Source organism: Paenibacillus sinensis, assembly GCF_019904155.1.
GTDB lineage: Bacteria > Bacillota > Bacilli > Paenibacillales > Paenibacillaceae > Paenibacillus_AQ > Paenibacillus_AQ sinensis.
Genome location: NZ_JAHCMB010000148.1, coordinates 122,762 through 144,534, shown reverse-complemented (window position 1 = coordinate 144,534; position 21,773 = coordinate 122,762). Strand labels below are relative to the sequence as shown.

General features: G+C 53.2%; 18 protein-coding genes. 12 read left to right on the top strand and 6 right to left on the bottom strand.

The window, feature by feature from the left end:
• Positions 1 to 42: 42 nt before the first annotated feature.
• The gene (locus KIH86_RS16890) at positions 43 to 1,068 is read right to left on the bottom strand and encodes a tetratricopeptide repeat-containing glycosyltransferase family 2 protein (protein WP_235775459.1); all 1,026 of its coding nucleotides are present in this window, start codon (positions 1,066 to 1,068) and stop codon (positions 43 to 45) included.
• Positions 1,069 to 1,206: 138 nt separating this feature from the next.
• Between KIH86_RS16890 and KIH86_RS16885 the strand changes: the two genes are divergently transcribed.
• Positions 1,207 to 1,521, top strand: a complete 315-nt coding sequence (locus tag KIH86_RS16885) for a hypothetical protein (protein ID WP_223087300.1) — start codon at positions 1,207 to 1,209, stop codon at positions 1,519 to 1,521.
• Between the two features lie 20 nt (positions 1,522 to 1,541).
• A complete protein-coding gene (locus tag KIH86_RS16880) occupies positions 1,542 to 2,372 on the top strand; it encodes a hypothetical protein (RefSeq protein WP_223087302.1) in 831 nt (276 codons plus the stop codon).
• Between the two features lie 19 nt (positions 2,373 to 2,391).
• Here KIH86_RS16880 and KIH86_RS16875 read toward each other — a convergent pair whose 3' ends face one another.
• Complete coding sequence (locus KIH86_RS16875) at positions 2,392 to 3,774, bottom strand: BclA C-terminal domain-containing protein (protein ID WP_223087305.1); 1,383 nt, start codon at positions 3,772 to 3,774, stop codon at positions 2,392 to 2,394.
• A 201-nt stretch (positions 3,775 to 3,975) separates the two neighbouring features.
• Here KIH86_RS16875 and KIH86_RS29980 point away from each other — a divergent pair, with 201 nt between their 5' ends.
• From KIH86_RS29980 to KIH86_RS16825, 10 genes are all read left to right on the top strand, one after another.
• Positions 3,976 to 5,880, top strand: a complete 1,905-nt coding sequence (locus tag KIH86_RS29980) for a glycosyltransferase (RefSeq protein WP_316503349.1) — start codon at positions 3,976 to 3,978, stop codon at positions 5,878 to 5,880.
• Between the two features lie 684 nt (positions 5,881 to 6,564).
• Complete coding sequence (locus tag KIH86_RS16865; RefSeq protein ID WP_223087307.1) at positions 6,565 to 7,575, top strand: 2-oxoacid:acceptor oxidoreductase family protein; 1,011 nt, start codon at positions 6,565 to 6,567, stop codon at positions 7,573 to 7,575.
• 25 nt (positions 7,576 to 7,600) lie between these two features.
• Complete coding sequence (locus KIH86_RS16860) at positions 7,601 to 9,904, top strand: thiamine pyrophosphate-dependent enzyme (RefSeq protein ID WP_223087310.1); 2,304 nt, start codon at positions 7,601 to 7,603, stop codon at positions 9,902 to 9,904.
• 361 nt (positions 9,905 to 10,265) lie between these two features.
• Positions 10,266 to 10,622 carry a NifB/NifX family molybdenum-iron cluster-binding protein gene (locus KIH86_RS16855; RefSeq protein ID WP_223087313.1) on the top strand — a complete coding sequence of 119 codons (357 nt, stop codon included), beginning with the start codon at positions 10,266 to 10,268 and terminating at the stop codon, positions 10,620 to 10,622.
• Positions 10,623 to 10,648: 26 nt separating this feature from the next.
• Positions 10,649 to 11,971, top strand: a complete 1,323-nt coding sequence (locus KIH86_RS16850; RefSeq protein WP_223087315.1) for an O-acetylhomoserine aminocarboxypropyltransferase/cysteine synthase family protein — start codon at positions 10,649 to 10,651, stop codon at positions 11,969 to 11,971.
• A gap of 62 nt (positions 11,972 to 12,033) precedes the next feature.
• Positions 12,034 to 13,140, top strand: a complete 1,107-nt coding sequence (locus tag KIH86_RS16845; protein ID WP_223087318.1) for an ABC transporter substrate-binding protein — start codon at positions 12,034 to 12,036, stop codon at positions 13,138 to 13,140.
• Positions 13,141 to 13,225: 85 nt separating this feature from the next.
• Positions 13,226 to 14,218 (top strand): ABC transporter permease, encoded by a 993-nt coding sequence (locus tag KIH86_RS16840; protein WP_223087320.1) that lies wholly within the window; start codon positions 13,226 to 13,228, stop codon positions 14,216 to 14,218.
• Entirely contained in the window at positions 14,215 to 15,021 is an 807-nt protein-coding gene (locus KIH86_RS16835; RefSeq protein WP_223087323.1) for an ABC transporter ATP-binding protein, read from the top strand. The genes KIH86_RS16840 and KIH86_RS16835 overlap by 4 nt, the downstream gene beginning before the upstream one ends.
• A 19-nt stretch (positions 15,022 to 15,040) precedes the next feature.
• Positions 15,041 to 16,522, top strand: a complete 1,482-nt coding sequence (locus KIH86_RS16830; RefSeq protein WP_223087325.1) for a nitrogenase component 1 — start codon at positions 15,041 to 15,043, stop codon at positions 16,520 to 16,522.
• Positions 16,506 to 17,831, top strand: coding sequence for a nitrogenase component 1 (locus KIH86_RS16825; protein ID WP_223087327.1), 1,326 nt, complete (start codon positions 16,506 to 16,508; stop codon positions 17,829 to 17,831). Before KIH86_RS16830 ends, KIH86_RS16825 begins: the two co-directional genes overlap by 17 nt.
• Positions 17,832 to 17,919: 88 nt before the next feature.
• On the opposite strand, the gene KIH86_RS16820 is transcribed toward KIH86_RS16825, so the two are convergent.
• From KIH86_RS16820 to KIH86_RS16805, 4 genes are all read right to left on the bottom strand, one after another.
• On the bottom strand, positions 17,920 to 18,735 hold the full coding sequence (locus KIH86_RS16820; RefSeq protein WP_223087330.1) for an ABC transporter permease: 816 nt from the start codon (positions 18,733 to 18,735) through the stop codon (positions 17,920 to 17,922).
• Positions 18,735 to 19,754 carry an ABC transporter ATP-binding protein gene (locus KIH86_RS16815; RefSeq protein WP_235775457.1) on the bottom strand — a complete coding sequence of 340 codons (1,020 nt, stop codon included), beginning with the start codon at positions 19,752 to 19,754 and terminating at the stop codon, positions 18,735 to 18,737. The genes KIH86_RS16820 and KIH86_RS16815 overlap by 1 nt, the downstream gene beginning before the upstream one ends.
• Positions 19,755 to 19,846: 92 nt before the next feature.
• Positions 19,847 to 20,644 carry an ABC transporter permease gene (locus KIH86_RS16810; protein WP_223087334.1) on the bottom strand — a complete coding sequence of 266 codons (798 nt, stop codon included), beginning with the start codon at positions 20,642 to 20,644 and terminating at the stop codon, positions 19,847 to 19,849.
• 47 nt (positions 20,645 to 20,691) lie between these two features.
• Positions 20,692 to 21,729: an ArsR/SmtB family transcription factor gene (locus KIH86_RS16805; protein WP_223087337.1), complete on the bottom strand. Its 1,038-nt coding sequence runs from the start codon at positions 21,727 to 21,729 to the stop codon at positions 20,692 to 20,694.
• Positions 21,730 to 21,773: the final 44 nt, after the last annotated feature.

Here is a 21,773-nt window from a genome sequence, read left to right as displayed (position 1 = left end):
ACGGTTTGACACTTTGTAAGAATGAAAGGGGAAGCCGCGCTTCTAATCGGAACCAATCCTCTCCTGGCAGAGCTTGATGTAGCTTGCAGCCTTGTCACCCCCCACCCCGTACTCGGTAAGATGACGGATTCGATTATCCCCCAAGGAGAGGCAGTGCTCGAAGGTGGCGAGCGCCTCTTCAAAACATCCCGCTTTAAATAGAATCACTCCTTTGTAGTAATGCAAATCCACGTAATCGGGATATAGCTGGATCGCTTTATTGATCGAATTGCATACGCTCTGTTCGTTCCCGCTTGCCAGCGCGCATGCATACTTCAACTGGTACAGCATGGAAGGCGGAATCTGTCCGCTCTCGATAAACCGCAGAATCGATTGATTCACGAATTCATATGCCTTCTCGTATTGCTTCCCCCTGTAATATTCACCGGCCAGATGATATTCCAGCCAGGGATGCTTCTCCGATGAAGCATCCGCCTGCTCCAACATCCGCAAATTCCGCTCTACGGTATGCTTCCGGGCGGCTTCCTGATCCATATATCCATAGTGATGCACGGTAATCGGCACAAGAGGAATCGGCGCATGACGTGCGGTGCGGGACAGCACCGCCTCGGCATTCAGCATCTCGTGAATGCTGTACAGAAATCTAAAGCCCGCATGATTGCGGAACAACCGGGTCTGGGCCATCTGAAAGGCCTGATTTAAGTCAGGCTCCATCCCCATATATTGGACGGTTCGGACAGAGAGCAGCAATTCCTTGCTGTCGCTCAGTTCCCTTAACAGCCTTGGGTCATCATCGCACTCCATAATCTCATCGGCATCCAGCCACATGATCCAGTCTCCATTTGCCTGGCTTAGCCCAAAGTTCCGAGCATCGGAGAAGCTTTCGTTCCACGGAAAGGGTATAACCGAGGGGGTGAAGGTTCTGGCGATATCCGGAGTTCCGTCAGTTGATCCCGTATCCACAATAATAATTTCATCCACATAACGAACGGCGCTTTTTAAACATCTGTCCAGAGAGCTGGCTTCATCCTTCACAATCATGCACAGGGAAATGGAGGGCTTCTTCACCAAGCATACACCTCATTGTCAGATTTATTCAGATCGAATGCGCAATAGAAAAGAAGGTGTGTACGAACGCTTTGCGCCCAGTTACATAATATGTTCCATGATGACTTCTTGATCATGCAGAAATGAGGTGAACACTATATGTCTCTGCCCAATATTCCGGATATAAAGCCTGATATTTCTCTAAAGCGCCAGGATGTCATTCATTTATTGCTAACCTCCATCGCGATGGAGGAGATCAGCTTTTCCCATATACTTAACGCCGAAGCGGAGAAAATTCAATATATGCTGAGTCAAAAGGCCAACTCGCTGAAAGAGATTCTTCAAGTCAATGAAAGTGTAGAGCGCGTCCTCAGAGGGATTGTCGCCAATCAAATCCTTCTTCAATTCAAGTTCACCGATATTCTGAAGCTGGAGAAGGGGACAGAAACCTGCGAGGAAGACTGGGAAGAATAATGCGGCATAAGGAGGGCTATATGGAAGCCATTAAGTATTCCGTTCACTCCTCTACGATAAAGGCGAATGAGGCGTTCTTCCGCATGCGCGAAGCGGAGATTCGTCAAGAAGAGGCGTTAGATATCCTCCTCTGTGCCGAAGCGGATCAGATTAACGGCATTATTCGTCATCAACGCCTAACCAGCTTCAAGGTCGATCTAAAGGAAGTGATGAACTACAATCATTCTCTGCTAACTTTTGTCGACTCTGTATTGTTGAACCGGCGCTTGTTGCGCAGGAAGAAGGAAGACCGGGCGTGGCTCGAATTCAGAGAAAATGATTCGTACGGTCTGCCGCTTTCGGCAGGTGCAGACTCGTCCCTTGAATGTTCGTATGACCGAATAAGCAATTCCGGAGTCAGGTTAATCGAATCGATCATCGGGCTGATCGAATGGGAAGCGCAACTTGATGGAGGGAAATATGCCGCTTCAATACAGCTGCAGCTTATTAATATGCTCGGTATCCTGCATGAGCTCTTCATGTTTACCAATTGGGTTGAAATCTCGCATCACCCTCATCGTACGAAAGATGCTTCAACCAGCGATCTTTTGAAACAGGAATGGATACTGCGATTAAACCGGGCTATGCTTCCTTTGGTGCTAAGGGATGCAAACCAGCGAATCATGGTAACAGAGGTATTACACCGGCTGCAAAGTCTGTTAAACCGGTCCCTGAACATCAGGAACAAGCCGGATCGAATCCCATCCCCCCCGTTTATTCGAGCAGGAATATGTACGGTAAGCGAACAGCAACCAGGACAGAGGTACTCAAGCAATAAAACATGCAGCCACGGCTTCCAGCGGAAACCGTGACTGATGATGTCCCCAGGAATTATGTTAGACGAATAATTGTCAAAGTGGCGCCAGGGGCTTGCAGGCCTACCGAAACAGTTGAACTGATCTGCAGCGAAATGGTGTTCCCCGCCGCTATCGGAATGATGGTCTGTGCCTGAAGAATTGTCGTTGCCAGCGATGCGGTGGCGGTGGAAGGGACCGAGCTGCCGTTCAGCAGAATGCGGGACGAAGTAAGCAAAGAGGCCGTCATATTGATTCTGTAGCTGATGAAATAGTTGCCGGCATTCGTAACGGTGAGGGTATCGTTCGTACCATTGATGGTAATTCCGGCAGGAATATTCTGATTGTCAGGCAGTGTGACGAGCCCCGAGCCGAGCAGAACGGCGATTGTGCCTGATGCATTCTGGGCAAAAGCATAGTTGCTCGTAACGCTGGTTCCGGTGGCACCCGTGCTTCCTGCAGGTCCGGCGGGGCCTTGGAGACCCGTTGCTCCCGTTTCTCCTGTCGCTCCTGTTGCTCCTGTGGCACCGTTCGTGCCTGTTGCTCCTGTAGGGCCTGTGGCTCCGTTAGCCGCCAGCAGCAAATAATCAGGCGACGTGCCGGGCGTGCCAGTGGGAGGCGCAGTGGTCACAATATAGGTGCTTCCGTTGTAAGTAACGACCTGTCCCACTGGATACGAGGGGGCGAGAACGGGATTGTACGCGACAGCTCCGCTAAGACCGATACCGGTTGCGCCCGTAGCTCCGGTCGAACCGGTGGGACCGATCGGACCGGCAGGACCCGCAGCGCCGGTTGCGCCGGCAGCAGCGATCAGCGTATAGCTGGGCGATGAGCCGGGAAGGCCAACCGGAGGCGCGCTGACGACCATATACGTGCTGCCGTTGTAGAATACAACCTGACCAAGCGGGTAACCGGGCGCAACAGCGGCATTATAGGTGACAATTCCGGATAATCCGGCTCCTGTAGCGCCGGTGGCTCCGGTGGCACCGACATTTCCGGCGGCTCCGGTGGTCCCCGTAGCTCCGGTTGGTCCTGTGGCGCCCACAGCTCCTGCAGGTCCGGTTGGTCCTACAGGGCCGCCTGATGGTCCTGTCGGTCCCGTCGGACCGGTTGGACCCTGCAAAGTCGGAATCTGCATCGCATTTTCCATTTTGGCCTGGAGAAACATTTGATTGCGAACAGCGCTGTCCAATGTTGAACGGACGCTCTGGTTGACTTCCAGCAATTCGTTGATCGTGGGCTGCGTCCCGGTGACCCCGGGAATCGTTCCCAGAACATATTGCAGCTTCTCGCCTTCCGCATTGAGAATGTGGCTTAAACTGAGCTCCTCCATCGCAATGGAAGACAGTATCAGATTAACCGCATCATCCCTGCTCAGTGTTATCGACGGTGTTATATTTGGGAGATTGGGTTGTGACAAGAACAATTACCTCCTACTCGTAAAATGTCTTTCAACAGCTATATTATGCCTCGCTTAAGTAAAAGGGTAAGTACAGATGCCCATTTAGCATCGCCGCAAATAATTATGCGAGTACTTTATCTACAGTCCTGAATATCCTAAATCGGTATATTATGATGGATTATCACCAATCATCAGACTTGAAAGGAATGCTGCCCAGCCGTGAATAAGAGAATTCTGATTGCTAGTCCAGTCAGACAGAAGCCGGAAATTCTGGCCTGTTTCCTGAAATCGCTGGATTCGCTGAATATGGAGAACCTGGTTGTTGACTATCTGTTCGTTGATGACAACGATGAGGAAGAGTCGCGCAAGCTTCTCGCAGACTTTCAGATTAAGCATCCCTCGGCGTTTGTCTGGAGAAACTCTTCCGTAATGTCTTATCTCCGTGATGAGAACACCCATCATTGGACTCATGAACTGGCTGAGAAAGTGGGAAGAATGAAAGACACCATCATTGAGTACGCGCTTGCGCAGGATTATGATTCGTTAATGCTGATCGATTCCGATCTTCTGCTCTACCCTGACACGCTTCAGCGGCTGCTAAATGAGAACAAGGAGATCATTTCCAACATCTTTTGGACCCGTTGGCAGCCTGGAAGCGATCCTCTGCCCCAGGTTTGGATGATGGATGAATATTTGTTCTATCAAAGAGCGGGTCGTCCTCCAGGCGAACAGGAAGCGGCTGAGATGAACGCCCGTTTTCTTGAACGAATGCACACACCCGGAGTTCATGAAGTCGGCGGACTTGGCGCCTGCACCCTGATCAGCCGGGAGGCACTCGAGAAGGGAGTGCGTTACCGCAGGCTGCCGAACATCTCCTTCTGGGGAGAAGACCGTCATTTCTGTATCCGCGCAGCAGCTTTGGCAATCCCGATGTTCGTCGATACTCGTTATCCCGCCTATCATATTTACCGGGAATCCGACCTGAAAGGAGCAGAGCTCTTCATGCATTCCGTGCATGGCGGCACGCCTCCCGCACTAACCATCAGCCTGTGCATGATCGTCAAAGATGAAGAGGAGGCGCTTCCCCGATGTCTTGCTTCCGTACAAGGCATTGCGGATGAAATCATAATTGTCGACACCGGCTCGAAGGATCGGACCAAGGAGAAGGCGCGCCTGTATACAGATCAAATTGTGGATTATGAGTGGCATGACGATTTTGCAGCCGCCCGGAACTTTGCTTTCAGCAAGGCAACAAAAGACTATATTTTCTGGCTAGACGCGGATGATGTGCTCCGGGAGGAGGACCGTCTGGCGTTTCTCTCGCTCAAGGCAAGTCTGGGCAGCGAGGTCGACAGCGTGATGATGTCCTACAATTTGGCTTTCGGGGACAAGGGACAGCCGACAGTGTCGCTTAAGCGGAACCGGTTGGTCAAGAGATCCCGGCATTTTCAATGGATTGGCGCGGTGCACGAGTATTTGCAAGTGAGCGGTCACATTATACAAAGCGATATTGCAGTCTCCCATGCCAAACAAAAGGCGCATACCGACCGGAATTTGCAAATTTACCGGAAGCTTGAGCAGCGGGGAGTGGTTTTTGCGCCTCGCGATCTGTACTATTACGCCAATGAACTTAAGGATCATGGAAAACTGGATGAAGCGATTGTTCAATATGAAAAGTTTCTGGATACCCGGGAAGGGTGGATCGAGGATCAAATTGCCGCTTGCCGCAAGCTGGCGGACTGTTATGCGAAGCAGCAGCAACGCGAGAAAAGTCAGGCAACCTTGTTTTATTCGATGACGCTTGACCGGCCAAGGGCGGAAATATGCTGCGATTTGGGTTCTCAGTTTCTGGCGGAGAACAAGATCCATCAAGCTGTCTACTGGTTTGAAGCGGCAACCAATCTGGGGGAACCGCCTCAAACCGGAGCTCTGATCGATCAGGCCAGCTGGACTTGGCTTCCCTATTTACAGCTGTGTGTATGCTATGACAGGCTCGGCCAGCATGAAAAAGCCAATGATTGTAATGAAAAGGCTCTTTGCTACGAACCGAATCATCCAAGCATGCTGTACAATAAACAGTATTTTGAGAAGCTATTGAAGAGAAATGAAGGCCTTAAGGATTGATCTCATCCGGGTCGAATATCAACAAGCGGAGGCCAGTAATTGGCGACGTTTAACAATGAGAATTGTCCGGTTCTATTTATCGAATCATTAGAGCGTGGTTCAGGCAGAATGATTGCGGCTTAAGCGGCTTTAATCTCTAGCCAAGGGATGCGAAACCGTTCGGCCGCGGTCAAGGCCTTGGCACCCCGCAAATATTTTGATTTTTTTGTGAAAATCAATGATCGTTACATTTATTTTCCGGCAGAGAAATCTGCACTTTCAATTTTGCCTCTTTAAACCTCCGAAATGGGGTAGGGAAGAGGCATTTTTATGCGTTTTTTTGCCATGCGATTAGCGGCTTGATTTTTTTCTTTCATATAATGTGATTTTGATCATCCTCAATGTGACAAATTTAACATCTTAAATTTTATTTTTCTAGTTAGATTATAGGTAACAAATGTCACAGTGCAGCGGAAGACACATTTTAGACATAATTATCGATTTTGGTGGAAGCTTTCTTCCTCTTGCTGTTACACCATCCTTCCGCATATAAGTGAAATATGGCTTGTCCATCAGTTTTATTGATTCCAAATGGACGCGTTGTGCAAGATTTATCACTTCGTCCGCGGCGGGTATCAGGGTACAATTTTGAAAAAGTCAATCAGGATGTTATTCTAGCTGACACAGAAGAAAGGGGTTATGTCGGTGGTACAATTACCGAAAGTTAATGAACTCGGGTTCTTCGAGATCCGTCTTGAATCCATAGGAGGTCTTGGAGCGAACCTTGCCGGCAAGATGCTGGCAGAAGCCGGAGTCGTAGGCGCCAACATGAACGGCGTCAGCTTCTCGTCCTATGGCTCGGAGAAGAAGGGCTCCCCGGTTAAGGCGCATATCCGCTTCTGCGACCTCAACACTCCGATCCGCGACACCTCGCCGGTCGAACGTCCTCATGTCGTTGGCGTCTTCCATGAATCGCTGGGCAAGATCGTCAACGTGACTAGCGGCATTCAAGCTGACAGCACCGTGCTGGTGAACTCCTCCAAGTCGCCCGAGGAACTGAAGGAACTGCTGGGCGTTACGGCCGGTACGATCGCCGTGGTTGACGCCACGATCATCGCGCTGGAAGAGAAGAACCGTGTTAATATGGCCATGCTGGGCGGACTGTTCCGTCTCTGCCCGTTCCTCGATCCCGATACGATGAAGGCCGTTATCGAGAAATCGCTCGGCAAGAAATATCCCCAGGCGGTACAGTCGGCCATCACCACATTCGACAGAGGCTACAACGAAGTGAAATTCTTGACCTTTGAGCTTCCGGAAGGTGAGAGCATGCCGGAGTTCGTCCGTTCCGACACTTCGCCGCTTGGCTACGAAACCCAGCCGATGGGCGGCACCATTGTCAATCCAGGCACGACCTTCCTGAAAGATCTCAGCATATCCCGTTCGGGACTTATTCCGAAGTATGATAACGAATCCTGCATCAACTGCGCAGAGTGCGATACCGTGTGTCCAGACATGTGCTTCGTGTGGGAAGAGACGGTTAATAAGAAGGGCAGATCGATGATGTTCCTGAAAGGGATCGATTACCAGTACTGCAAGGGCTGCCTGAAATGCGTGGAAGCTTGCCCGACCTCAGCGCTCTCCCGCGTTCGTGAGAAGGAAGGCTTCGCTGAAGCGAATACAGTTCGTCACAGCTTCGATCTAGTCGAACAGATCTGAATTTCGAGAGAAAGGTGGAAGAGAAATGGCAATCGATTATGAAAAAGAAGTCGGCTCTGCCAAAGTGGAGCAGAAATTTTTATATGAATCCGGCAATGAAATGGCGGCTTATGCTGCCCACCAGATCAATTATCACGTCATGGGGTACTTCCCGATTTCCCCATCCACAGAGGTTGCCCAATTCCTTGATACGATGAAAGCCAGCGGACAGCATGATATCATGCTGGTTCCTTCCGACGGCGAGCACAGCTCCGCAGGCATCTGCTATGGCGCCTCGACAGCTGGCGGCCGCGTATTCAACGCTACCAGCGCACAGGGCTACCTGTACATGCTGGAGCAGCTTCCGGTACAGTCCGGCACGCGGATGCCGATGGTCATGAACCTGATCTGCCGCTCCATTTCCGGACCGCTGAACATTCACGGCGACCATTCGGACCTGTACTTTGCCTTGAACACAGGCTGGCCGATTCTGATGTGCCGTGATCCCCAGTCCGTATACGATATGAATATTATGGCCATTAAGCTCGCCGAGCATGCCAAGGTGCGTCTGCCTGTGCTTGTGGCGATGGACGGCTATTTCACCTCTCACCAGAAGCGCCGTGTACAGGCTATCGCGAAGCGTGAGGATGTGCAGAGTTTCATCGGACCGCAGCCGAAGGGGTACGACGATACACTCGACCGCGAGAACCCGATTTCCGTAGGCCCGTACATGAACGAACCGGATTACATCAATAACAAATACCAGCAGTCCGTGGCTATGTACAACGCCGGTGATGTATTTGAAGAAATCGCCAAGGAATACGCCGAGCTGACAGGGCGGCACTATCCGATTCTGGAGCAATACCGGATGGAAGACGCCGAAGTTGCGGTATTCCTGCTGAACTCCGCCTCGGAAATCATCAAGGACGTCGTTGATCAGCTTCGCAATCAGGGAGTGAAGGCGGGTGCGCTGTCTCCGAATATTATCCGTCCGTTCCCGCAGAAGCAGATTGCTGAAGCTTTGAAGAACGTCAAGGCGGTTACCGTAGGCGACCGCGCGGATTCGTTCGGCGCTCATGGCGGCAACATGGTTAACGAAATCAAAGCCGCTCTGTTCACATATGGCAATACAACAACCAAGGTCATCAGCCGGATCTACGGCGTAGGCGGCAAGGACTTCTTCTCCGAAGACGGCCATAACCTGTTCCAGCTGGCGATCGAAGCGGCAGAGACGGGCGAAGTTAAGGTTCCGTTCGACTACTACGGCCACAATCCGGGAACTCCGGAAAGCGCGCCGAAACGGGTGATTAAGCCGCTGAACTTCGAGTCGCTGAAGACTGGCCTGATTACGGTTGACAAGGATGAAGAAACCGGCAAGCTGAAGGTCAAGGTTCCGCCGCTGCGCAGTCTGACCGTGAAGCCGAAGCGCTTGTCTCCGGGGCATGGTACTTGTCCGGGATGCGGCATCTTCTCCGGTCTGGAGTTGTTCTTCAAAGGTATTGAAGGCGATATTGTGGCTCTGTACCATACAGGCTGCGCTTACGTAACAACAACGGGATATCCGTATTCCTCCCATAAATCGACGTTCATCCATAACCTGTTCCAGAACGGGGCAGCAACGATGTCCGGTGTCGTGGAAATGTTCTGGGAACGCAAGCGCCGCGGCGAGCTGGACGAACTCGGCCTGAAAGATGATTTCACATTCGTCATGGTAACCGGCGACGGTGGTATGGATATCGGTATGGGACCGGCAATCGGCGCCGCGCTCCGCGGACATAAGATGATCATCGTGGAATATGACAATGAGGGCTACATGAACACCGGCGCCCAGCAGTCGTATTCGACGCCGATCGGACATCGTACATCCACATCGAGCATCGGCAAGACCCAGAAAGGTAAAGTAACGCAGCATAAGGATACGCCGCAGATTATGGCGGCAACGAATGTTCCTTACGTCTTTACGGGCTGCGAAGCCTTCCCGCAGGATCTGGTGAAGAAAGCCGCCAAGGCTCAGTGGTATGCTCAGAACGAAGGTCTGGCTTACGGCAAAATCCTGTCGGCTTGCCCGCTGAACTGGATGACAGACGATCATCTGGGCACGAAGCTCGTATCTCTGGCTGTGGACTCCTGCTTCTTCCCGCTGTATGAAGTGGAACAGGGAGTCACCACGATTACGTATAACCCGGAAGAGAAGGAGAAACGGGTTGACGTAACGGAATGGCTCAAAGGAATGGGCAAGACTCGCCACCTGCTGAAGGAAGAGAACGAGCCCGCGCTGAACAGCTTCAAGGAAGAAGTCGAGCGCCGCTGGAGCCGTCTGAAAGCGAAGCACGAGCATCCGGAGCTGTAAGAAACGACGTGTGATAGATTTTGCAGCGGCGGGCCCTATGGGGTCTGCCGTTTGCTTTAATAAGTTCTGAAGTGAGAATGCTCCCTTATTCTGAAAATATCACAGTTTATTCACGGAATAAGGATTGAAGTATCGTAGTGAATTCGCTATATTTAAAGCATAGTAATTCAATTGGAAATATAGTAATAAGAATTGTTGTGAACAACTTCACATGCCGACCATATCAATGGAGGCCCCTGATTTTTACAGGGGCCTCTTTTGTTTTTTAACGGTGAAGGGGGCCCATACACAAAGACATACGGTCATCTGAAAAATGTAGTACAAGCGAGAACGACGCAAGGCAGGAAGGGGGGAGATACAGGTGAAAGTGGCGGTTGGCAGCTCCGACGGTTATACCGTGGATGAGCATTTCGGCCGATGCAGCCGATTCCTGATCTATGAGATTTCTGAGGCAGGAGAATATATGTTCATTGAGAGCAGAGTGGTTGTGCCTGATCGAATTCAAGAGGGGCATGAGCCTAACAGGCTGCGTACAATGGCGGAGGAATTGTCCGACTGCGGCTGCGTGCTTGCGGCACAAATTGGGCGAGGAGCGATCGGGGCATTGAGCCAATTCGGCGTTACGGCGCTGGCTGTAGAGGCCCCCATAGACAAGGCGCTGAATCGATTGACCCGGTTTCTTCAGTCCAATAGGGGTTCGATTTTGACAAGAGAATAATTTATTCAGGGAAGTGGGGATTTGAAATGACGGAACAACAGCCTTTGGGCTTTGACACGTTGAAGGTTAGAGCGGGTTATGATTCCAGCGAGCATCAATATGCGGTAGCGGTGCCGATCTATCAGACGGCATCCTATGATCTTGGCAGCGTCGAGCGGGCAGAGAAGCTGTTCGGTATGGAGGAAGCCGGCTATCTGTATACCCGGATCGGCAACCCGACCGTAGCGGTGCTGGAGCAGCGATTGACGGCTTTGGACAAGGGCACGGGAGCGGTCGCGGTCGCATCCGGTATGGCTGCAGTAGCATATACGCTGCTGAACCTGGCGGAAGGTGGCGGAACGATTCTGACGACGCCCAGACTATATGGCGGTACCTTTGACGCAATCAAGCATCTGTTCCCGAAGTTCGGTGTCAAAGTGGAGTTTGTAGAGGATTCGGATGATCCTCAGTCTTTCCGGCGGGCGATCGGACCGGACACGAAAGCGATACTGATCGAGAGCATCAGCAACCCTAATGCAACGATCCTGGACGTGGAAGCCATTGCCGAAATTGCGCATGACAACGGACTTCCTCTGGTTATTGATAATACTTTCGGGACGCCATACCTGTTCGATTCGTTCTCCCATGGAGCTGATATTATCATCTACTCAGCGACCAAGGCGATCGGCGGCCATGGCACGACAATCGGCGGAGTAATTGTGGAGAACGGCAAGTTCAACTGGGCAAACGGCAAGTTCCCCCAATTTGAAGAGCCACAGTTTCTTCTGCGGGATCAGGCTACCGGCCGGGAGCGCAGCACTCTGGAGGTCTTCCCCGACGCACCGTTCACAACCAGAATCCGGCTTAGCTACCTGGCCTATTTCGGGGCGGCACTGAGCCCGTTCGACGCTTTCCTTCTGATTCAAGGGTTGGTGACTTTGACTGAACGGGTCGATAAGCAAATTGCGAACACCCTGAAAGTTGTGAAATACCTGGAACAGAACGATAAGGTAAGCTGGGTAAGCCATCCCGCTGCGGAAGGAAATCCGTACCGTGAGCTGGCGGAGAAATACTTCCCCAAAGGCGCCGGATCGATATTCTCCTTCGGCTTCAAGGGAGATGAAGAGCAGCTGAAGGTCTTCCTTAACTCAGTGAAGCTGTTCAGTTATCACGCCAATGTAGGGGATGCCCGTTCTCTTATCATCAATTCGCCAAAGACGACCCATGGAGAATTGAATCCGGAGGAGCAGGCACTGGCCGGAATTAAACCAGAGACCGTGCGGCTATCCATTGGGCTGGAATCTGCCGAAGACTTGATTGCCGATCTGGAGCAAGCATTCAATCAGGCTTTTGTCAAAGCAGTAGTATAGAGAAACACATCTAAATTAAAAACAGAGAAGAAACAAGCACAAATAGGGAGGATCTAGGGATCATGAGGAACAAAATAAAGCTGCCAGCCATACTGCTGGTTACGGCAGCCTTGGTGGCAATCACCGCTTGCGGGAATAATCAATCAGCAACAAATGCAACTAACAAGGAGGATCACGCGAATCATACGGCAACACAGAGTGCAAGTACCGCCGGATCACCGTCGGCGTCCGCCGCAAGCACGGCTGCGGCGGCGAAGCCGGCCTCGTATAAGTTCGGCAAGCTGAAGATACAGGCACTGAGCGGCGCCGTGTGCGGAGCGCCAAGCTATATTGCATATGAGAAAGGCTTCTTTGCCGAAGAGGGATTGGATGTTGAACTGGTCAGCGGCTCGATGGATTCCATGAAGGCCGGACTTGCAACAGGTGAATTCACGGTAACGAACGGCGACTTCGTATGGTTCACATCCATCCAGCAAGGTCTTGACCTGAAGGTGATCGGCGGGCTGCATCACGGCTGCATCAAGCTGGTTGTGCCTCCGGGCTCCAGCATTAAATCGGCCGCCGATCTGAAAGGCAAGAGAATCGGGGTCGACGAGATCGGCGGAGTTCCGATGGCGGTAGCAAGCGTGGTACTCAGCAACGCGGGCCTTGATCCGCAGAAAGACGTGGAATGGCGGGCGTATCCGCTGGATCAGCTTCAGGAGGGTGTCAAGAAAGGCGAGATCGACGTCTACGCCGCCTGGGACCCGTTCGGCAAGCTGGCTGAGAATAACAATGGCTACACGGTGCTCTCCGACATTTCCACCGATCCGATCTTCGCTGGCAAGAGCTGCTGCTTCCTGTATGCCTCCGGTAAACAGATCAAGGATAACCCGGAGAAGGTTCAGGCGATCGCGCGCGCTTATCAGAAGGCTACAGCCTGGATTGCCCAGAACCCTGAAGAGGCTGCCAAAATCGAGATCGAGAAGAAGTATGTCGCCACCGATGATCTGGCGCTTGTAACCGATCTGATCAAGAGTTATCACTTTAATTACACGACTGACGCTGCCAAGGATGACATTCGCTATTTCGTAGGGCAATTCAGCAAGACCGGTTTCTTGAAAAAGGATACGGATCCGGAGAAATTTGCGAATGATGCTTATTCCGATATTTTGAATTCCGGCAAATAATAGCTCGAATTCCGTGCCGTTCTTCATCTGACAATTCGCAGCTCGCGAATACGGGAAGAACGGCCGGGTTTGGAGGGAAGCAAACATGAGTATTGTGGATCGAAATTTGAGACTCGAGAGCACCCGCAGATCTTTCAGCCTTCCAGCTTCGGTTAAAACGTCGCTGCCTGCTGTGGCTTTTGCGGTAGCACTCGGCTTAAGCCTGCTTCTGCCGACAAGTCAGGATGTGGATTCGGTACCTTACCGATATGTGCTGACTGTGGCAGTTGTCCTGTATGCGCTGCGAGCAGGCTTGGCGCCGCTCAGTGAGAAGAGGCGTGCGAAGGCGCTGCATGACTCGCCCTTTTATACGGCGGCGGGGCTGCTCGTCGCGTTATGGGATACGCTGTCTACGAAGTTGAATATTCTGCCGCTGCCGTTCGTGCCAGGGCCGGCGCAAATTATTTCGGTCATGAAGGAAGACTGGAGTACGCTGCTGCTGAGCACTGCTTACTCGGTGCGGCTTCTGGCCGTAGGCTTCGTGATCGGTTCGATCATAGGTATTGTGCTTGGAGTGCTGATCGGCTGGTATCAGAAGTGGAGCTACTGGATGTTTCCCGTTATCAAGTTCATGGGAGTGGTGCCTGCTACGGCGCTGATTCCGATTGTTATGATTATCGTGCCGTCCAGCTTTTACGCCGGAGTGCTGCTGATCGTAATAGCGGTCGCCTTCCCGGTCGCCTTCATGACCGGTGTCGGCATAGCCAATGTACAGAAGACCTATTTCGAAGCGGCCCGTACACTTGGAGCGGATGAACGGTTTCTGATCTTCCGCGTTGCCATTCCGGGGGCAATGCCTTCGATCTTTACCGGCATCTACACGGCGACCGGCATTTCATTCGCCACTCTTGTCGTATCCGAAATGATCGGGGCCAAGGCGGGACTCGGCTGGTATATCAATTGGGCCAAGGGCTGGTCCAATTATGCCAAGGTGTATGCGTCGATCATTATTATGGCGATTGCCTTTTCCATTGTGATGGCGATCATCTTCCGCGTCAGGGACAGAGTGCTTCGCTGGCAGAAAGGATTGGTCAAATGAGTGTGCAGACCGAATGGGGCAAGCCGGCGGGTACCGTAACCATCGATCGGGTAAGCCGCGTTTACACCGACGATTCAGGCAGCCGGGTGGAGGCACTGACCGATGTAAGTCTGGAGATTGAGGCCGGCAGCTTCGTGTCGTTCATTGGCCCGAGCGGCTGCGGCAAGACGACCTTGATGCGGCTGATTGCCGGCCTGGACGAATGCGCCGCCGGAGAGCTGGCGCTTGACGGCGTTCCGATTAAAGGAACGAATTACGAGCGGGGCTACGTCTTTCAGCAGGCGAATCTTTTTCCATGGATGACGCTGCGGCAAAATATCGCCTCCGGGCTGAAGGCCCGGAAAATCTACAAACAGAACGCCGGCAAGCCGGAGCAATATCTGGAGCTGGTAGGCCTGAAGGACTTCGGCGGAGCGTATCCGCATCAAGTGTCGGGCGGTATGGCCCAGCGCGCTTCGCTGGCGCGAGCGCTGATCAATCAGCCCAAGGTGCTGATGCTTGACGAGCCGCTCGGCGCTCTGGATGCTTTTACCCGGATGAACCTCCAGGATGAATTGCTGCGGCTGTGGAAGCTGCGGGGCACAACGATGCTGCTGGTCACGCATGATGTCGATGAAGCGGTCTACCTCAGCGACCGGATCGTCGTCATGACACCGGGTCCGGGGAAGATCAAGGAAGTAATCGATGTCGAATTGGAACGTCCGCGCGACCGGAATAGTCCGGATTTCATCGCTTACCGTTCGAAAATTCTGGAATCCCTCCATTTTGGAGGTACGAGCCGAGCACTTGAATATTACTTGTAAACATAAAGGGGAATAGATTATGCCCAAAGTCAATCTCAACTTGTCCGAGGTCCCGATTCGCGAAAAACGCTTGGGCTCGATTACCGGCTTCGCGGGAACGGCCGGAGAATTGGTCGGCTGCTCGAACGAAGGCTGCCTGAAGGACGGCAGCCGTTCCTTCAGCCAGTGCATGGGCTGCGGTTCAGGGAATGCCTTCTGCCAATTGTCGATGATCCGCGACGCCGCTGTTGTCAATCACGCGCCTGTCGGCTGCGCCGGCGATTTTGCCGGGTTTAATTTTGTTTATCGTGTCGGACAGATGGAACGGGAGCTGCCGCCGACGATCGGCCGTTACTTTAACACCAATATTGATGAAATGGATACGGTCTTCGGTGCACTGAACAAGCTTGAGAAGACCATCCGCCTGGCCTTTGAGCGGGTAAGCCCGAATGCTATCTTCATTACAACTTCCTGCGCCTCTGGCATCGTCGGCGAAGATGTAGAGAGCGTCACGACCAAATTGACTGAGGAGCTCGGCATCCCGGTCGTGAACTGTGTCTGTGAAGGGTTCCGATCCAAGATCTGGACCTCCGGGTTCGACTCCGCCTATCACTCCGTTGTGCGCGGGCTTGTGAAGCCGCCGACCAAGAAGACCAACAAGGTGAATATTATCAACTTCTGGGGCAGTGATGTCTTCTCGAAGCTGCTGGAAAGACTCGGTTACGAGGCAAATTATATCGTCCCGTTCTCTACGGTCAGCCAGCTTGAGACGATTTCGGAGGCTGCGGCGACCATTCAGGTTTGCCCGACGCTCGGCACCTACATGGGAGCAGCGTTGGAGCAGGTCTACGGAGTTCCCGAGATCAAGGCTCCGATGGCCTATGGCTTGGCGGGAACCGACGCCTGGATGCGGGAACTCGGCCGGGTGCTGGGCCGCGAAGATGTAATCGAAGAGATTATCCTCGAAGAGAGAGCGGCGGTGCTTCCGAAGCTGGAGGAATACCGTGCCAAGCTGACCGGGACGACTTGCTATCTGACGGCGGGGTCCGCCCATGGCCACGCGCTGATTGCCCTGCTCCGCGAGCTGGGAATCGACGTGCAAGGCGCGGCTATTTTTCATCATGATCCCATCTATGATAACGAAAGTCCCGCAGCCGACATGCTGGATCATACAGTCAAAACCTATGGAGATGTACAAAGCTACAACGTCTGCAACAAGCAGGCTTACGAGCTGGTCAACATTTTGAACCGTGTCCGTCCGGATTTGATGATCGCCCGGCACGGCGGCATGACGCTATGGGGCGCCAAACTGGGCATTCCGACACTTCTGATCGGCGACGAGCATTTTAGCTGGGGCTATCAAGGCTTGCTCAATTACGCCGAACGGATTTTGGAAACGCTGGATAACAAGGAATTTGTGACCAATCTGGCGAAGCACAGCTCCATGCCATACACCAAATGGTGGCTGGAGCAGGACCCGTACACCTTCCTGGGAGGTAACGCGCATGTCAAAGCTTATTGAGCAGCCCCGTTATTCCTGCGCGCTTGGTGTACAGCAGTCGGTAATCGCGATCAAGCGCGCCGTCCCCGTCGTCCACGCCGGACCGGGATGCAGCACGAAGATTCACGGCCTGCTCGGCCAGGGTGAGGGCTATGCCGGAGGCAGCACCATTCCCTGCACGAACTCCAGCGAATCGGAAGTCGTCTTCGGCGGAGAGAAAAAGCTGCGCGGTGTCATTGAAGGGGCGTTCAAGGTGATCGACGCCGATTTATTCGTCGTGTTGACCGGCTGTACCTCCGATATCGTGGGCGATGATGTGGGGCAGGTGACCAGAGATTTTCAGAACGAAGGCCGCCCTATCGTATTTGCGGAAACCGGCGGCTTCAAGAGCAATAACTATGTCAGCCATGATCTGATTCTCAAAGCCATTATCGAGCAGTATGTTGACCGGTACGCCGAGAATAAGGATCAGGTGATTCCGGGTCTGGTCAATGTATTCGCGTCCATACCGTATCAGGACCCTTACTGGATTGGCAATTTGCAGGAGATCAAGCGGCTCCTGAGCGGCATTGGCCTTACACCGAACATTCTATTCGGGCCTGAATCGGAAGGCGTATCCGAATGGCTGACGATTCCGCGCGCCGAGTTCAATATCGTTATCTCTGCATGGCCGGGCCTAAAGACCGCAAAGCTGCTGAAGCGGAAATACGGAACGCCGTTCTATCATTTCCCTTATTTGCCGGTGGGCGGGGCGGAGACGGGACGGTTCCTGCGGGAAATCGCTGCTTTTGGTGAGAGCGTGGATGTAGAGCAGGCGGAAGCGTTCATCAGCAACGAAGAATACAAGTTCTATACACATATCGAGCGCACGGCCGATTTCATGCTGGAGTTCCGCTACGGTATTCCGCGTGTATTCTATACGATTCTTGATGCAACCTATGCTGTCGGATTGTCGAAATTTCTGCTGAACGAGCTGGGCATCATTCCGGCGGAGACGCAGTACATTGTCGATGATACGCCCGAATCCTACCGGGAAGGCATCAGACAGCAGTTCGCGTCCATTTCTGACAGAAGGTCGGCGAAGGTGGAGTTCTCGGTGGACGGCGGCGACATTCAGGAGAAGATCCGCCAATCGGCGCCGAAGCAGCGCGCTCTTATTCTGGGCAGCGGCTGGGAGCGGGATTTGGCGACGGAAATCCGGGGCGATCTGCTGCCCGTTGGCGTGCCAATCACTTACCGGTTGATTCTGAACGGCGGTTACGCCGGATTCAACGGCGGGCTGCGACTGATCGAGGATATCTACGATCGTGTTCTGAACACTTACCGTTAAAGCTATCGTAGTCATTGAGTGTGGATTTGAAAAATAGGGGCACTCCCGTCGAACGGTTATATCCGTCGTCCGGGAATGCCCCTTTTTCTCAAAATAAGCCTAAACTGCCTCTTATCCGGGCGAAGCGTTCCGCTTTGGCGAGCAGATAGCGGGTTATCAGAACAAGGAGAAGATCGGCGATGATTTGAATGGCGAGCGCAACATTCCAATCTCCGTCTGTCGTCCCGTACAGCGCGCCTCGCAGCAGAACAAGACTGTAGGTTACAGGGAACAGAAGGGACAGACCCTTGGCCCATACCGGGAAGACGGATGGAGGGATGCGCACGCCGCCGAACAGCTCCATCGGCGTCTGAAAGACGTAATACAGAATGCCGGAATCGCGTGAGAACAGGGACACTGCGCTCAGCATCGCCCCCCAGATCACGGCCGAAACAACGATCAACAGTATAACAGGGATAAGCCGTGCCCAGTCGATAACGGTGAAGTCCGCAATGAAGAGAAAGGTCAGAAGCGAGAAGCCCGCGAACATCCATATCCCGCCCAGCAGAGCGTAAATGGATCGACCGAACAAGAAAGCCATCTTGGAGGAAGGCGACAGAAAAATCAATTCAAGCGTTCCTTCCTTCCGCTCCAGCTCGAACAGCCACGCCGCCTGGACCGTCGTCCAATACAGCTGGAACACCAAATATCCGCTCAGCAGAAACAGAGGGACATTTCCGCCTGTGATGGCACTTGCAAGCTCGGAGCCTGCTCCTGCACGGTAAGGCTTCATCGCGTAATAAGAGGTCAGCAGAGTCAACGCCGGCCACAGCAGCATGGAGAACAGCGCCGCCTTACCTTTGGTTCGATTCGAATGCTGTTTGCGGATTTCCGCGGTCAGGTGTTGGAGATTGCTCCGCAGCATCAAGGCCGTCCTCCTTCGGACAGCAGAATGATCGCGTCCTCAAGACAGGGCTTCTCTGCCGTGAAGGAGAGCACCTTCACCCCGTGAGTCGCCGTCCAGGGGAGAAGCCCTGCGATCAGCTTGTCGGCGGAACGGCTTTTGAGACTGAGCCGCACGCCTTCGTCATGCCCCGGCTCAGCGGCGCTTCCGGAAAGCCGCAAATTGGACAGATCGCGGGCATCGAGTCCGATTTCGGCATGCAGGTAGTCGTGCAGAGCGGGCAGCAGTTCGTCATACCAGCCCTCAAGCTGAAAATGGGCGGTCTGGAGTCCGGCGACCTGCGTTGTTATGCGTTCCGGCGTATCGCACATAATCAGGCTGCCGCGGTTCAGCACATAGACAGTGTCGCACAGCTCCTCCACCTCCTGGAGGTAATGGCTGGTAAGGAGAATGCCTTTGCCCTGTTCTCTGGCCAATCTGCGAACCATGCTGCGCAGTTGGCGCGCAATGGGGGCGTCCAGCCCGAGCGTAGGCTCGTCAAGAAACAGGTAATCCGGATCGTTGATGAGCCCTCTTGCAATCTGGAGCCGCTGCTTCATCCCCTTGGAATACTGCTCCACCGGGCGGTCCGCCGCATCGCTTAAGCCTACTTCCTTAAGCAGCTCTTCGCTCCTTACACGGAGCAGGCGGGAATCCAGATCGTACAATGCCCCGAAGTACTGTAAGTTCTCCCGGCCGGTGAGCCGCCAGTACAGCATGCGTTCGCCGCCCGCGATCATATTGATCTTCCGCTGAATGGCCTTTCGGGACGTTCTCATATCCAGACCGTCTACTTCGATCTGTCCCTCTGTCGGGTCGAGCAGTGTGGAGAGCATGCGGATGGTAGTCGTCTTGCCGGCTCCGTTGAGTCCGAGCAGTCCGGTAATTTGACCCGGGGCTATGGATAGTGACAGCGATTTGACAGCCTCGGTGACAACCTTGCGGGTACGAAAACGGCTCAGCCGCTCTTTGGTAACGTAGCTCTTGCTCACGTCCTGCATATGTATCATGTTTCTGCACAGCCTTTCTTAAAAAAATCAGTCCATACGCCGTTCTGCTTCAGTCCGTTCTGTTTCAATCCGTTTTGTTTCAATCAGTAACGGTCGAACATCCGCCGTTCGATTCGCTTTCCCGCCGGAAGAGCAATCAGAATATAGAGGGCGGAGAGCAGAAGAACATGGAGGAGGCTGCCACCAGACGGCATTTGACCGGTCAGCAGACTCTGTCTGAGACCTTGAAGCGCACCCGTCAGCGGAAACACCTCGCCCGCATTTTGAAGGGTGGCCGGCAAATACTCTCTAGGGAACTGAAATCCGCAGAGCAGCGAGGTGAGCGCAAAGAGCGTATTTTGCACAAAATAGGTATCCCGTGTATACAGCATGACGCAGCCAAGCAGAAGTCCCATCGAGAAGCAGGAGAGCAGGTACAGCAGAAGTCCGGTCAGAACGGGCAGAAACTCCGCATCGGGCAGCCGCAGACCGGCGATTACTCCAACGATCAGAGCAGCCGTCAGCTCCAGCATACAGCGGTAGAGCTGCTGCACGGCGGTTCCTGCAAAGTAGCCGAAACGGCTCGAAGGCGAGAGCAGCACCGTCTCAAGCGTCCCTTCCCGCCACTCGGTAATCAGCGCCCGGGATACGTTCATCATCATGCTGATCGATAACAGGCTTAGCGCTCCTCCGATGATGGCAAATGTCACGTAGTCCGTAGTTCCTGTATAAACGGCGAACCTGGAATCGATATCCCCCTTGATGAGATACACATATGAAAAATACGAAACAAGCACCAGATAAACGCCGTCAATGATATGGCCCAGCGTAAAAGTCCAGGGATAGGCGCGCAGATTGGATCTCTGGTTGCGCAGCAGCGTCGCCATGGCGGTATGCCACATGCATTTAACTCCTTTCAGACGGCCCGGCCTTTTCATGATAAAGATTTTTATTGCTCCAAATACTGCCGCTGCATAACGATCAGCATCTCCAGCTCCTCTTTAACCGCCGAGTAGAACTGGTAGCTGCCCCGTCTTCTGGATTGCACAAGTCCTGCCTCGGAAAGCAGCTTCAAATGCTTGGATACAGCAGCCTCGGATATGCCAAGAATGGGCGCGAGCTGCTTCGTACAGTGCGGATTTCTCCAGAGAAGGCGGATTATGCGCAGACGCGTCTCGTCGGAAAGCGCTTTGTAGCGCAGCAGCAGGTCGGCCGGCGGCGAGTCCGAGGATCCGGGCCCGGGAATTTCTACCGCAAGCGGAAGGAAGACATCATTGCCATGGATGCCGAGGAGCAGGTGAGGCGCAATAAAGGTACTCGGGAAGATGTAAATATGCTCCAGGGTCTCATAGTCGAACAGATAGGCCCGCGCTTTCTGGGCAGTAATCGTTCCTTTTTCCGCGCGAAGCCTGGGGTGAAGGGAATTTAGCGCCCGCTCGGGGGAACGATCGGCTTCACACAAGAAATCTCCGGCCGCAGCTTGTAAAAAAGGCTCGATAACCTTCCATTCATCCCGAAAAAGTTCTGCCTCAACCTTCCTCAATGTCGCGGCAAGACGTAATCGGAAGCTGTCCAGGTTCTCCAGGAGATCAATCCCGTCTGCTTCCAGGCCTTCCTCCGTCACACCCCGTTCGCCCTTCATCCACAGCAGTACAGTGCTAACCGGGACTTTTCCATTCAGCGTCAAATGAACAAGTTCTGCATCCGGCAGAGCGAGCAGCTCTTTAGTTCCTTCCTCGCAGGTTCTGGGTTTTCCCGAGGCATCCGCCAGATCAAGCAATGCGCCCCAGTCGTCAGTCCGCCGGCCGATTTCCCGGATTTCATCCACAAGGCCCGGGGAAAGCTGCTGAAGCGACTGAAGTGACGCGTTGGCCCAAGCCAGACGCCCCGGATGATGCCCGGGCTGTGTCAGTACATGCAGACAGCAGAGCAGTTCATGAAAAGGGCTGACTACCGTTTTGATTTTGTGTTGCAGAGATGAGCTCATCCAGTTCCTTTCTGATTAACCATCTGGTTAATCAAATCGCACTT